This is a genomic window from Paenibacillus sp. FSL K6-2393 (genome assembly GCF_038002545.1).
In the GTDB taxonomy this organism is placed as follows: domain Bacteria; phylum Bacillota; class Bacilli; order Paenibacillales; family Paenibacillaceae; genus Paenibacillus.
This window is the reverse complement of sequence record NZ_JBBOCU010000001.1, coordinates 2,189,956-2,202,973: the sequence shown is the minus strand read 5'-3', so window position 1 is coordinate 2,202,973 and position 13,018 is coordinate 2,189,956. Positions and strand designations below refer to the sequence as shown.

General features: G+C 45.3%; 13 protein-coding genes. 2 read left to right on the top strand and 11 right to left on the bottom strand.

Features of this window, described 5'->3' with window-relative positions; translation table 11 throughout:
• Positions 1–91 precede the first annotated feature (91 nt).
• Together MHI14_RS09640 and pyrR are read right to left on the bottom strand one after the other, a co-directional pair.
• A complete protein-coding gene (locus tag MHI14_RS09640; RefSeq protein WP_036614815.1) occupies positions 92–1,003 on the bottom strand; it encodes an aspartate carbamoyltransferase catalytic subunit in 912 nt (303 codons plus the stop codon).
• Positions 1,003–1,566, bottom strand: a complete 564-nt coding sequence (gene pyrR, locus MHI14_RS09635) for a bifunctional pyr operon transcriptional regulator/uracil phosphoribosyltransferase PyrR (RefSeq protein WP_091034809.1) — start codon at positions 1,564–1,566, stop codon at positions 1,003–1,005. The genes MHI14_RS09640 and pyrR overlap by 1 nt, the downstream gene beginning before the upstream one ends.
• Before the next feature lie 707 nt (positions 1,567–2,273).
• Between pyrR and MHI14_RS09630 the strand changes: the two genes are divergently transcribed.
• Positions 2,274–4,949, top strand: coding sequence for a YhgE/Pip domain-containing protein (locus MHI14_RS09630; protein WP_341130236.1), 2,676 nt, complete (start codon positions 2,274–2,276; stop codon positions 4,947–4,949).
• 91 nt (positions 4,950–5,040) lie between these two features.
• On the opposite strand, the gene MHI14_RS09625 is transcribed toward MHI14_RS09630, so the two are convergent.
• The 8 genes from MHI14_RS09625 to lspA form a co-directional block, all read right to left on the bottom strand.
• On the bottom strand, positions 5,041–6,345 hold the full coding sequence (locus tag MHI14_RS09625) for a DUF6080 domain-containing protein (RefSeq protein ID WP_341130235.1): 1,305 nt from the start codon (positions 6,343–6,345) through the stop codon (positions 5,041–5,043).
• Between the two features lie 31 nt (positions 6,346–6,376).
• A complete protein-coding gene (locus tag MHI14_RS09620; protein WP_308737804.1) occupies positions 6,377–6,697 on the bottom strand; it encodes an EamA family transporter in 321 nt (106 codons plus the stop codon).
• The gene (locus MHI14_RS09615; RefSeq protein WP_445260360.1) at positions 6,684–6,974 is read right to left on the bottom strand and encodes an EamA family transporter; all 291 of its coding nucleotides are present in this window, start codon (positions 6,972–6,974) and stop codon (positions 6,684–6,686) included. The genes MHI14_RS09620 and MHI14_RS09615 overlap by 14 nt, the downstream gene beginning before the upstream one ends.
• 26 nt (positions 6,975–7,000) lie before the next feature.
• Positions 7,001–7,633, bottom strand: a complete 633-nt coding sequence (locus MHI14_RS09610) for an HAD-IB family hydrolase (RefSeq protein ID WP_036614827.1) — start codon at positions 7,631–7,633, stop codon at positions 7,001–7,003.
• 18 nt (positions 7,634–7,651) lie between these two features.
• Positions 7,652–8,542 carry a decaprenyl-phosphate phosphoribosyltransferase gene (locus MHI14_RS09605; RefSeq protein ID WP_133386011.1) on the bottom strand — a complete coding sequence of 297 codons (891 nt, stop codon included), beginning with the start codon at positions 8,540–8,542 and terminating at the stop codon, positions 7,652–7,654.
• A gap of 203 nt (positions 8,543–8,745) precedes the next feature.
• The gene (locus tag MHI14_RS09600; RefSeq protein ID WP_341130234.1) at positions 8,746–9,999 is read right to left on the bottom strand and encodes an LL-diaminopimelate aminotransferase; all 1,254 of its coding nucleotides are present in this window, start codon (positions 9,997–9,999) and stop codon (positions 8,746–8,748) included.
• Between the two features lie 110 nt (positions 10,000–10,109).
• Positions 10,110–11,072 (bottom strand): RluA family pseudouridine synthase, encoded by a 963-nt coding sequence (locus MHI14_RS09595; RefSeq protein WP_445670333.1) that lies wholly within the window; start codon positions 11,070–11,072, stop codon positions 10,110–10,112.
• A complete protein-coding gene (gene lspA / locus MHI14_RS09590) occupies positions 11,065–11,559 on the bottom strand; it encodes a signal peptidase II (RefSeq protein ID WP_091028497.1) in 495 nt (164 codons plus the stop codon). The genes MHI14_RS09595 and lspA overlap by 8 nt, the downstream gene beginning before the upstream one ends.
• Positions 11,560–11,781: 222 nt before the next feature.
• Between lspA and MHI14_RS09585 the strand changes: the two genes are divergently transcribed.
• Positions 11,782–12,519 carry a TraR/DksA C4-type zinc finger protein gene (locus MHI14_RS09585; RefSeq protein WP_091028495.1) on the top strand — a complete coding sequence of 246 codons (738 nt, stop codon included), beginning with the start codon at positions 11,782–11,784 and terminating at the stop codon, positions 12,517–12,519.
• A 38-nt stretch (positions 12,520–12,557) separates the two neighbouring features.
• Here MHI14_RS09585 and MHI14_RS09580 read toward each other — a convergent pair whose 3' ends face one another.
• Entirely contained in the window at positions 12,558–12,917 is a 360-nt protein-coding gene (locus tag MHI14_RS09580; RefSeq protein WP_091028493.1) for a DUF5665 domain-containing protein, read from the bottom strand.
• Between the last annotated feature and the right edge of the window lie 101 nt (positions 12,918–13,018).

Here is a 13,018-nt window from a genome sequence, read left to right as displayed (position 1 = left end):
GGCAAGCCGGATGATTTTCTTTATCGTGTACTCTCTTATTGCTCTATAAGAACTACCGTACCGTCAGCCTATGACCCACAGCCAGACCCTGTTACAGTTTCATCGCACGTTCCATAACCGCCATGCGGATGGGAACGCCATTTGCCATCTGCGGGAAGATCCGTGATGCTTCACTTTCCACAACCGCGTCATCTACCTCGACGTTGCGATTCACAGGAGCAGGGTGCATGATAATGGTGCTTGGTTTTAGGCGTGATGCCCGTTCTTCCGTCAATCCGTAGTGTTCGCGATAATCCTCAGCTGAAGTAATTAAGCCATGTTGATGACGTTCCAGTTGAACACGGAGCATCATGACTACATCTGCATCCAGCGCTTCTTCAAGACCGACATAAGGAGCATGCTCTGCGAGTTCCGGTGCCTGCATCGTTTGCGGAGCACAAAAGCGTACATCTGCACCAAACTTTTGCAGTGCCCACAGGTTGGAACGAGCTACACGGCTATGCAGGATGTCACCAATGATGGAGACACGCAAGCCCTTCAGTTCGCCAAATGCTTTCCTCATTGTGTAGAGATCCAGCAACGCCTGTGTGGGATGCTCATTGTTGCCATCTCCGGCGTTCACGAGTGGTACATTCACTTTCTGAGCCAGTTGTTGCAGAACGCCTGCCGGTTTCAACCGGATCACGCCTGCATCAATGCCCATCGACTCAAGTGTTCGTACCGTATCGTAGATGGACTCTCCTTTTTCCACACTGGATGCGGCTGCCGTAAAGTTCAGCACTTGTGCACCCAGGCGTTTCTCTGCCATTTCGAAGGAAAAGCGGGTACGTGTGCTGTTCTCGAAGAACATGTTCGCAACAAAGCGTGATTCCAGTACAGGAGCCAGTTTCTCTTTCTGCGCTTCCCAGTGAGCCGCTCTGTTCAGAATGGACTCGATTTCTCCTCGACTAAGTTCCTTCAGTCCAAGCAAGCTTCGGTCTCTCAATGCTGTCTGTGTAATCATTATGCTTGCTCCCCCCGGTTCTGAGTGATTTTGACTTCGTCCTGTCCGTCCGTTTCCATGAGTGCAACTTCGATCTCCTCTGATTTGGAAGTCGGCACATTCTTGCCGATAAAATCAGGTCGAATTGGAAGTTCCCGGTGTCCGCGGTCTGCGAGTACAGCCAGCTGAATGTTCTGCGGTCTTCCACAGTCCATCAGGGCATCCATCGCTGCGCGAATCGTCCGTCCGGTATAGAGCACATCATCGAACAAAATCACTTTTTTGTTATGAATCGAAAGTGATTCAGGTGTCATAATCAACCTTTCCTTGCGATTCGCTTTATTTTCGTCCAAGCGGTCATCGCGGTAAGGAGTCACATCCAGTTCTCCCCAGGGGACTTTGGCGCCTTCGATTTCTTCGATCTTGGCGGCAATCCGTTCTGCGAGGTAAACCCCGCGTGTGCGGATACCGACCAGCACACAATCGTCGATTCCTTTGTTTTTCTCCAATATCTCATGGGCAATCCGTGTTAGTGCGCGGCGGATCGCCGTCTCATCCATAATGACATGTGTCTCTGTGCTCATGCGTTCAGCCTCCTCAGGATTTCCCTTCAGCATCATGGCCCCGTGACGAGGAGAAAAAAAAGACTCCTTGCCGTGTTTATTGGCAAGGAGTCTCCGAACTTCAGACCGCTCTGAAGAAAGTTTACTCTCGGGGATGCATCGCTTCATTTGCCGCAGCAAAAAAACGATGTATCGTTCACGTTACCTTGCCAGTCTCACGGGACTGATTTAAAGGTGCTATTCATGTCGTTCATATTGCAGGACCTCGCAGGGTTCTGTAATCAATATGTCCGTTTGTCTTCATGAATTATGACAGAAAGACAACCCCCTGTCAACACCTCACCATCGCAGGTGAAAACCCTCTGCTACGTTCTTCTTAGAATCAGCAGTTAGGCTGAAAAACATCCATGCACAATACATCTCATTGGTTATTCATAATTATACAACATTTCTGCATATTTATCCATAGGCAAATGAGAAATTTGATATAACCAAAATAAACCTTTGACTATGCTTATGTAGAGACAAACACTTCTTTTTAGAAGAAACGGTGAGTCTCATTTAAGCAATATATGAAAGCTCTGCATTAGGTCCAATTGAAATGGGTACAGTTTATAAACATGAACCCATTCATAGATGCTACCATAATGCCGATATACATAAGATTCACAAATATGCGTCATAGAAATAAGATACGCCCTACATTTATGTACATTTAGGAGGAAGTCATGCGTCACATTTGGCACGTTTACAAAACAGACTGGTTACATATTCTGAAGGTTCCCACAGGTATATTTTTAATTGTGGCTATCATTTTACTGCCCGGGGTGTATGACTGGGTCAACGTGAAGTCCGTATGGGACCCGTACAGTAACACCCAGGGGATCAAAATTGCAGTGACAACCGAGGACAAGGGTGCAACTATTGAAGGAACCAATGTTAATATCGGAGACGAACTGGTATCCAGCCTCAAACACAATGAAAAGCTGGGCTGGACTTTTGTAGATCGGACCGAGGCTAGTCGGGGTGTACAGACTGGAGATTATTATGCAAGCCTGCTCATTCCCGGAGACTTTTCATCCAAAATTACAGGTATCGTTGACGGAAAGCCGGAGCGCCCAGAGGTGATCTATACCGTTAATGAGAAGGTGAATGCCATTGCTCCTAAAATCACAGGCTCTGGTGTATCTGCCATAACAACACAAATCAATGAAAACTTCACTGAAGCTGTCAGTGAGGCCGTTCTAAGCAAGTTGAAGGAAGCCGGGGTTGAAATTAATGCCCAGCTTCCAACTTTGCGCAAGATGGAGAATGGCATTTTCACACTGGAGAAAAATCTCCCGGCCATTCAAGCCGCTGGTCAAAAGGTACTGGAAGTAGAAAAAGCCATGCCTGAGATTGTAAAAGATGCTCAAAAGATCGTTGATATCGAGAAAAAACTGCCTGAAATCAATGAAGCGGCACAGTATGTGCTCAAGGTGCAGGAGTATTGGCCACAAATTAATGATGCGGCTTCCGAAGTGCTGGCTATTCAAGGGCGGATACCGGATATACAAAAAGCGGTAGAACGCATTCGAGAAGTGGATGAACACTTTGGTCAGGTATCAGATGTCATCCAAACGGCGCTGGTTAAAACCAACAAAGCTCTGTCTATCGTAACGGCCGCAGAACAAGATCTGGACAAAGTATCACAAATCGCTGGCAACGGGATTGAGCTTGCAGAGGGATTAAATCAGTTCGTGGATTCCAGTGAAGAAGCGTTTCAGGCGATTGGCCCGGCGATCCGCCAAAATCTGCTGCTGGTGCAGCAGATTACTAACGCTGCTGGAGACGTATTTGCACAATTGCAAAATTCGGATCTTGAAAACCTTCCTACAGCAAAAGATCTCGACCGGATTGCTTCGCGTTTAGGGATTGCGTTAAAACTCGTCGACAGTATGGCAGAACTACTGGGCAAAATAGACAACTTGCTTCCAAGCCATCCACTTGCTGATAAAATTACGCAGCTGAACTCCGTTTCAGATAAACTTCAGTTGCAAATCCGCTTGGCTGGGATTATCAGTGATGCCATTCGTCGCAATACAACTCCGCCGACAGACGTCATCGCTCAGTTAAATGCTCTCTCGAAGGACATTAGCAGCGGGATTGGCAATATCTTAAATACCTATGAAAGTGATATATCACCGGCTCTATCGGCTGGAGCGGATAAACTAAGATCCATCCTCTCCACTTCAGCAAGTACACTACAAGGAGCAAAAGATCGAATTCCGGATATTGCGGACATTCTTGCATCTGCCAAAGAAGGAATTACGTTTGGGCAGACCGAGTTGACAAAAATCCAGAGCGACCTGCCTCAAATACAATCTAAGATCCATGAGATATCAGAGACACTCGCGAACAAAAGTGAAGGTTTTATCCAAGCTTTGAACACCGTGTCTTCATTAATTCGAAACGATCTGCCCAAGCTGGGAAACAAACTGAACGAAGCGGCTGATTTTGTTCGTAATGATCTGCCTAATGCCGAGAAACAGATAGGCAAAGCATCCGAATTTGTCCAGAACCAGCTTCCGGAGGTCGAAAAAGGAGTACATCGTGTTGCCACGCTGGTACGTGATGATCTGCCAGCATTAGAAAGTGCCATCAGTAAGGCTGCTGACAAACTTAGGGAAGTCGAAGGTAATAACCAGTTTGCCGAGCTCGCCAAACTTTTGCGCGGCGATATCGAAGAAGAAAGTGCTTTCCTTGCAAGTCCGGTGCAAATCAAGGAACAACAGCTTTACCCAATTCCGAATTATGGATCGGCCATGTCACCATTTTATGGCGTGCTGTCCTTGTGGGTTGGCTCAACACTGCTGATTTCTCTGCTTCGTGCCGAAGCTGAAAATCCAGAGGGCAGGTTCCGGGGATATGAGTTGTATCTTGGACGTCTCGCTACCTTTCTGACCATTGGGTTACTTCAGGCGATATGCGTCACCCTGGGAGATATCTTAATCCTTGGTACCTATGTCGCAGATAAACTGTGGTTTGTCCTGTTTGCCATGCTGGTGAGTGCCGTATTTGTCACCATAACGTACACCCTGCTGTCCGTTTTTGGGAATATCGGAAAAGGGATCGCTATCATCTTCATGGTGTTCCAGTTCTCCAGCTCAGGCGGTACGTTCCCAATCAGCATGACATCACCCTTTTTCCAGGCATTGAATCCGTTCATGCCCTTCACGTATGCGATCAGTCTGCTGCGTGAGTCGGTCGGCGGTATATTGTGGTCTACTGCCATCAAGGATATTCTGTGGTTGTGTATGTTCATTGCGCTGAGTCTCATTGTTGCTCTCGCTTTGAAACGTCCACTCAGCAGTCTCACCAAACGTTCAGCCGAGAATGCCAAGAAGACCAAAATTATTGCTTAACTCATCTGCTCGACACTAAATAAGAAAAGACCATTGGACTTTCCATCCAATGGCCTTTTTTTATTTTCTTATATAAATCGATACCCTTTGATTATTTCACTGAGCGTTCCTGTTCCAATTGATCATAGGATTGCTTGATTGTTGTTAATGTTTCGACATGGCGATAGATGTTGTTACTCGCCGTAACGATAATACATAACATAATTATGCCTATAACCACTTTTTTCCCCAATCCCGGACGAAGGCTGATGACAAAACCTCCACCCAACAGGAAGAACGCAAACAGATAATGCCCCGCATACAGGTACATATCATATTGAAATACAGCCAATCCAAAGCCCACGGCTACATGAAGCAAAAAGGCAAACATAATATATGGCACAAGGGTCCATACTTCACGTTCACGAATGCCCTTAATGAAGCCCATGAGTGCCAAAAGTAAAATAAAGATACCTGTAATCTGCACATAGATTGGATTGGAACGGGATAGATCCGTAACAAAGGCTGCCATGCCCGGGTCCAGTAAATGCATCTTCGGTGTCAGCATCGGATTGATGGTTAGCATGGTCAATGCTTTCCAGTGAACAGCGAACTGGAATGGTGTAGCATAGCTAGTCCCACCATTTTGAATGCCCAATAGCCAGTTACTAACCCAGCTTCGACCTCCAAATGCAACATACTGAATACCAGTTAATACGACGATGATCAGAACCGCCAGTGCCATGATGCCGATGTATTTTTTCAAATTTGCCTTATTGCGCCATGCATGTATATTGAAGAATGTGGCAGCAGCAAACGGTACGATGTTGGTCGAGGTTAGTCCGAAGTTAATGGACGCAATCAATGCATTAGGTACATATCGTACGTCCTGACGCTCACGAGTATACTGCATGTAAACCACCGAGAACAGGATAACGAACTGTACATACGGATACGAATCCGGGATCAACGCGGTATACATCAGGTAGGAGCTTAAACCAAACAGTAAGGCGAACAACAGCGGTACAATGGTTGGTTTATCTTCTTTTTGACTCAGGAACAGATACGCCAGCACCACTGAACCCGCATTAATCAGCGATTGCAGGATTAGAAAGAACCAGTTGCCTCCCAGCAGTTTCGCTACAGCCGCAAGGGTGACTGCGAGAAAGGAGATCAGCGGATGGATCACGGAAGAACTGTTGTCCCCATAATACATTGAAGGATCAAAGTTGAATAAATTGATTGGAAACAGTGTCGTATTAAATGGAGTATACTTCCCAAGCATCTCTGCATTATTTTCAATGTACAGAATATACGAGCCGTTCATTAAACCATAGAACAAAGCAAATCCTGCAAACAGGTAAAAGGCTGTCCAGTTGGCTCTGCGATTATAAAATAAGTAATCTAAAAAGTTCATGCTTTCATTTCACATCCTGATTAAATAAGTTCTAAAATACCAGTAACAGTAGACCACCCATAATACATGCCACACCTATCCAGCGTAAAGGGCCCACCATCTCTTTAAATACCAGTCGCGCTATGATGAGAGTCCAAACATATGTTAATGCGTTCGCAGGCAACACTACGGTTAATGGAAGAAACTTTAGCAATACAATATTCAGCAACGCACCCGTTCCGTAGAATCCAAGTCCCATGAGTACATGCAGACGATTGCGACTGGATGCATAAGCTTTCAGTCCGGCCCCGCCCAGTGCACCACACAACGTCATGACAATTAATACGGCAACCATCCAGCTATCGATCAACACTGGTTAATGTCACCCCGATTCCAAGCAACACAACTGCTGCCAGCTTCTGCACCGTAATTTCTTCCCCAAGCAAAAAGTATCCATAGATTAAGGCAAATACGTAGCTGACACACATCAGAGGATAAGCAACAGAGAGTTTTTCCAGAGCAAAAGCTTTAATCATCAAAATCGCTCCAAGTCCATAACACAGAAAACCAACACCCAGGTAGATCCACTCGGTTAATCCCCATTTCCAGAACAATTGACCCGTTGCTGTCAGAAATGCGGAAACGAGCATCAACCATTTACCAGTATGACGCGATTTTATTTCCCCCACGTTAATGCCTCCATGTCCGGAACACGCTTGTTAATAAAGTATCGTTGACTCACTAGCTGCATGACTGGAAGGTCGGATAAGGAGTCCGAGTAGGAACATGACTGGTCATAATCAATGACCATATTCTTCTCACTCAGATAAGCCTGAATTCGGCGTACCTTCTCTTCCCCTTTGCAATTGCTGCCATCAACTCTGCATGTGTAACCATTCTCATGACGGACAAGTTCAGTTCCAATTACATGATCCACCCAGGGGAAATTATTAAAGTATTTCATATAGGCATGCGGAGATGCAGTTACCAGTAAGACATGATAGCCTGCTTCTTTACGATGTTGCATCTCTACACTGGCCTCGGCAAAAATGGACGTACGCAAACGAGTATCAAAGAAATGTTCGAGATCTTTTTCAGACATACGCTCAATCTCTTGAAAGTAGGATCGTTTGACTTGTTCAACCGTCATGAAACCTGCCTTGAATAACACGGTATGTAATGCGATGACAGGTAATCTCCATACCTGCCACGGGTAACGGCGAACACCGTAATGCACAAATTGAAACATGGAATCACTGCGTATGATCGTTTTATCAATATCAAAAATTGCGACTTTCGTGCTTTTCACCCTGATCCCCCTCAGCCTTTATTCAAAGATAGCAAAGATTGTAACAACACTTATCACATACAACATAACCGTAATTAATATGGGCTTGTCCTCAAACAGCACCCGATCGGGCGAACCTCCCTGGTTCTTCATGTGGATCAGATACAGGTAACGGAACATGCCGTAAATGACCAATGGAATCGTCCACATGAGATGAATGGTTCGATCTGAAGTGAATGTGAACAGGGAATAACTGATAATCGTAGCTGTCGTCACAATCGTATTGAATTGATCCAGTAATGTAATGGAGTAGTTATCCAAAACCTTACGGTGTGATCCCGTATTTCCCTCAAGCAACGTAAGTTCATTTCTGCGTTTGCCAATGGCCAGAAATAACGACAACAGCATTGTACAGATCAAAAACCACGGTGTGAATGGCACATGGATCAACACACCACCTGCAATGGCACGAAGTACAAACCCGGCTGCAATAGTCATCATATCCAGGATAACGAGATGTTTCAGCACAAATGAATACGATACATTCAACAGGAAATAGACGATACATAACACCCCGAATAGAGGGTTCATCATGAAGGCCGTTCCTACGGAAAGGATTAATAGAATAATGCCAAACAACAAAGCATGACTCGGATTCACCTGCCCAGAAGCCATAGGACGATACTTTTTCACCGGATGCTGTCGATCCCTGTCCCGGTCTACAAAGTCATTTAAAATATACACACAGCCTGCAACGAGGCTAAATAGAATAAAACCGAGCAACGTCGCAAGAATGGTTTCCGTCCGAATCTCCTCAAAAGAGAATAGTAACGCAGCAAATAACAGCAGATTTTTAGTCCACTGTTTGGGTCTTAACAATCTGAATAATCCTGACACTGTACTGCCTGTTCCTGTAGCCGGTGAGGACACCGTACTCGTTCGTGATGATAACAATTGTAATAACTCCCTTCAAAAACAACTTCTGTATATAACAAATAACGTAAAGATCTAATCATATGTTGCTTGTATAATTTTGTAAAGGGAGTAAATGAAAAAAATCTAATATGGGCATAAAAAAAGAGACCGTTACCGGTCTCTTCGTTTTCACATGTTTAATCTATAGGGTACTACAATTAAAATTCGAATTGCACGTCGCTCAGACGACGTTTGATCTCAGCAATAACACGTTTCTCTTCTTCTTCACCCTTCGCTTCAAAGGTTACGGAGAAACGAACAAAGTTACCCGCATCATCCCAAGGTACGGATGAGATCAGTTTCTCACGGATCAGGAATTGGGAGAAATCTTCGCCTGATTCGAAGCGACGTCCTCCAACCACACCTTTTGGTGCTTCAACATACAGGAAGAATGAACCTTTAGGTTTTTCAGCCTGGAAGCCCAGTTCGTTCAATGCGGCAACGAGCATGTCGTGACGACGGGAATATTTCTCTGCAATTTTTTCCGTAATTTCAGGGTGATTCAATCCGTAAGCGGCAGCCTTTTGAATCGCGATGAACTGACCGGAGTCATTGTTGTCCTTCACGTCACTGAATGCTTTGACTACAAGCGGGTTACCCGCTACGAATCCGATTCTCCACCCCGTCATGTTGTATGACTTGGATAGAGAGTGCAGCTCTACGCCGACATCCTTCGCTCCAGGTACCGACAGGAAGCTGAACGGTTTCTTGCCATCATACGTCAATGCTGCGTATGGAGCATCATGTACAACCACAACATTGTATTTCTTAGCCCACTCCACGACTTCAGTGAAGAACTCGACCGTCGCGCTAGCGCCTGTAGGGTTGTTCGGGTAGTTCAGGTAGAGCAACTTCGCACGTTTTGCGATGTCTTCCTGAATAGCCGTCAGATCAGGCAGGAAGTTGTTCTCTTTCGTCAACTGAATGTTGAACACTTCTCCACCCAGATACTTCGTATGTGTGCCCATAACCGGATAACCTGGAACGGTCATGATGGTCACATCACCCGGATTGATGAAGCATGAAGGCATCATCGCCAAAGCCGGTTTGGAGCCAATGGAGTGTACGATTTCAGTATCTGCATCAATACCTTCTACGTTAAATACGTTTTTCAGGTAAGAAGCAGCAGCAGCCTTGAATTCAGGAATACCATTGTCGGCATAACCACGGTTCTCAGGTCTGGAAGCTTCTTCTGCGAGTGCAGCCACAATGCCTGCATCCGCCATTTCGTCCGGTTCACCTACACCAAGGTCGATCAGTTCCACATCGGGAAAATCTTTTTTGGCCGAAGCTTTGGCACGTTTGATTTTCTCGAATTTATAAATGTTCGTGTCTTTACCATAGTTGGAGCCACCGATACGGTCGGCAAAATTAGTCTGAATGTAAGTTTCTTGATATTTATCGATACTCATAACGTTGTTCATCTCCTCATTTGACGCAAATTTCTACACTTTAATATGAAGCATTTGCGTGATCAAAGCCATGGACAAAGTATCCGAACATTTGTACTTTCTTGGAGCTGTTAACGACTGCGTAGCGAGGCAAGCACGTCTTCCATATCTTGCGGAATCGGAGCTGAAAATTCAAGGTATTCTCCCGTTGTTGGATGCACAAATCCAAGAATGGCCGCATGAAGAGCCTGTCCTTGCATTTTGATGCCTTTATTCCGTCCATAAGTTGGATCTCCTACAAGCGGGTGACCAATAAATTTCATGTGAACCCGAATCTGGTGAGTACGTCCTGTCTCCAGTTTCAATTCCAACAAGGTGTAATCATTAATCCGCTCAGTAACGGTAAAATGCGTAATGGCATGTTTACTGTTACGTTCTGTGACCGTATACATTTTGCGGTCATTGGTATCCCGTCCAATCGGTGCATCAATGGTCCCTTGATCATGGTTAAGATGACCATGAACGAGCGCAATATACCGTCTATTCACCGTATGTTCCTTCAACTGAGCAGCCAGTGATGCATGAGCACGATCGTTCTTGGCAGCCATGATCAAACCCGATGTATCCTTATCGATACGATGCACAATACCAGGACGCAACTCCCCATTAATACCCGAGAGGTCTTTACAGTGGTGCATAAGTGCATTGACGAGTGTGCCCGACGTATGTCCTGGTGCTGGATGCACCACAAGACCACGTTGTTTATTGATCACGATCAAGTCGCTATCTTCATATACCACTTCCAGCGGAATATCTTCGGCAATGATCTCAACGGCAGCCGGTTCAGGAATCTGTAACTCAACCAGATCCCCTTCGGATAACTTGGCATTGGCTTTGACAACAGCACCATTTACCGTAACCATCCCGTCTCCGATCCACAATTGAACCTGGGAGCGAGATACGTTATCCACAGCTTCCGTAATATATTTGTCAATTCGTTCTTTTTTATGTTCAGCGGCAACGGTCCATTCCATACGTTCATTGCCATTCATTAGTTCTTCGTCGTTAATCTGTTCCTTATTCGGATTACTCATGATGTTCATTCCCTTCAATCTTCGCGGCTGCTTTTTCGCGCCGTCCTTCAAGCAACGTCTCCACAATGATTAACGCTACACCGATGCAGATTGCCGAATCGGCGATGTTAAAAATGGGAAACGTATAACTTCCAAAATTAAGTTGTACAAAATCTACAACTTCTCCGGTCAATGCCCGGTCAAGGAAGTTGCCAATTGCTCCACCAAGCACCAAACTAAGCGCCACAGGCAGCAATTTGTGCGGGGTATCTTTTACCTTTTGCAAATACCAAATCAAGGCAACGACCACAATCAACGTAACCACGATAAAGAACCAACGCTGGTCTTGCAGAATGCCAAAAGCTGCTCCTGAGTTACGATGTGATGTGATGACAAAGAAATTGCCGATGACCGGAATTTCTTCTCTGAGTTCCATCCGGGTTGCAATCAGATACTTGGTTCCCTGATCCAATAAAAATACGATAAAAGCGAGGATATAATACACCACGTTTGTTTGTCACTCCGTTCTTGTCTTTTCCAAACGATACCAGCCTTACGCCAGACTTGTTTATTGTAGCACAGCTGTTTGGAAATCGTCCACGACGCGCTATATCAGCAACGCTTATGGCAAAAACGATAACATTTCCCTTCTGTAATCTTGCCCTTAATGGCACATCCTACAATAGAGTCAAAATCCGGATTCCAGCATGAACGCAGAAAGGGGAAAATCATGTCACATTTTACTAACAAACAACTGCAATTTTTACGTTCCCAACTGATGTCCGATAAGCGTGATATTGAACATAGACTGTCGGAAAACGAACATTATGGCCTTGGAGATTCCCTTAAACTACAGACAGGTGAATTATCACCGATTGATAACCATCCTGGCGACATAGCTACGGAGGTGTATGAACGTGAGAAAGATATTTCCCTGCTGGAACATGATGAATTCCAATTGGAACGAATCGATTCTGCACTTCACTCCATCGAAGAAGGACATTACGGAACATGTGCGGTCTGCCAGCAACCCATCCCTTATGAACGCATGGAAGCTGTTCCCTACACCAAATACTGCAAAAAACATCAACCGGAAACCGTTGTCTCCGAAAACCGTCCTGTAGAGGAAGAATTCCTTGCCCCGGCATTTGGTCGAACCAGTCTGGACGAGCGTGATGACCAAAATGGCTTCGATGGTGAAGACACCTGGCAGATTGTTGAAAGCTGGGGCACATCGAACTCACCAGCCATGGCTGAGGGACGTGATATCGACAGCTATGATGTTATGGCGATTGAAGCAACCGATGAAGTGGAAGGCTGCGTTGAAGCGTACGAAAGCTTTGTTGCCACGGACATCTATGGTCATGACGTCTCCATCGTGCGCAATCGGCAATATCGTCAGTACCTGGAGAACCGTGAAGGCGAGGGTCTGTTAGAACCGGATATGGAGACGGATGACATGTACTAAATGCACTTTGATATCTTTCACCTTTAATTGATAATCGCTTAGTAGGTGTTCATATCAAGCTGACGCTGGACAATGCGCACAATATCAGCGATGTAGTCTCCAACAATGGGAAGATTAAGCGCCCCAAGTAGCTGCAAAACGTAAATGATCGTTGCTGCAAAAAAGGTAAACCCAATCGCAATCCCCACACCTCGGGCGGCTCCAGACAACAGGTTAAGTCCAATCAGCTTCCATGGCCTGTTCAGCAATTCTGTGTATTGCGCAATTCGTGAACGTTCCAGTTCATTCGCCAGACGGTTCGTCAGGGTATGTAACTCTTCAATTTTGTCATGCGAATTTAGATTGTCAGATGTTGATTGTTGTGAAGTGGATGCGGGTTGCTTGTCATGTTCGCTCATGTTATGGTCAGTTCCTTTGATCAATATAGATTGACTGCACTATAGAATCATTGCCTTTTTGCTTAAAAAACAAACGAGCCCAGAACCAGGGAATATGTCCC

What these genes read in the sequence shown, in the direction of transcription:
- MHI14_RS09640 (WP_036614815.1), bottom strand. Translation starts at nt 1,003, where the DNA reads ATGATTACACAGACAGCATTGAGAGACCGAAGCTTGCTTGGACTGAAG.
- pyrR (WP_091034809.1), bottom strand. Translation starts at nt 1,566, where the DNA reads ATGAGCACAGAGACACATGTCATTATGGATGAGACGGCGATCCGCCGC.
- MHI14_RS09630 (WP_341130236.1), top strand. Translation starts at nt 2,274, where the DNA reads ATGCGTCACATTTGGCACGTTTACAAAACAGACTGGTTACATATTCTG.
- MHI14_RS09625 (WP_341130235.1), bottom strand. Translation starts at nt 6,345, where the DNA reads ATGAACTTTTTAGATTACTTATTTTATAATCGCAGAGCCAACTGGACA.
- MHI14_RS09615 (WP_445260360.1), bottom strand. Translation starts at nt 6,974, where the DNA reads ATGCTCGTTTCCGCATTTCTGACAGCAACGGGTCAATTGTTCTGGAAA.
- MHI14_RS09600 (WP_341130234.1), bottom strand. Translation starts at nt 9,999, where the DNA reads ATGAGTATCGATAAATATCAAGAAACTTACATTCAGACTAATTTTGCC.
- MHI14_RS09595 (WP_445670333.1), bottom strand. Translation starts at nt 11,072, where the DNA reads ATGAGTAATCCGAATAAGGAACAGATTAACGACGAAGAACTAATGAAT.
- MHI14_RS09585 (WP_091028495.1), top strand. Translation starts at nt 11,782, where the DNA reads ATGTCACATTTTACTAACAAACAACTGCAATTTTTACGTTCCCAACTG.
- MHI14_RS09580 (WP_091028493.1), bottom strand. Translation starts at nt 12,917, where the DNA reads ATGAGCGAACATGACAAGCAACCCGCATCCACTTCACAACAATCAACA.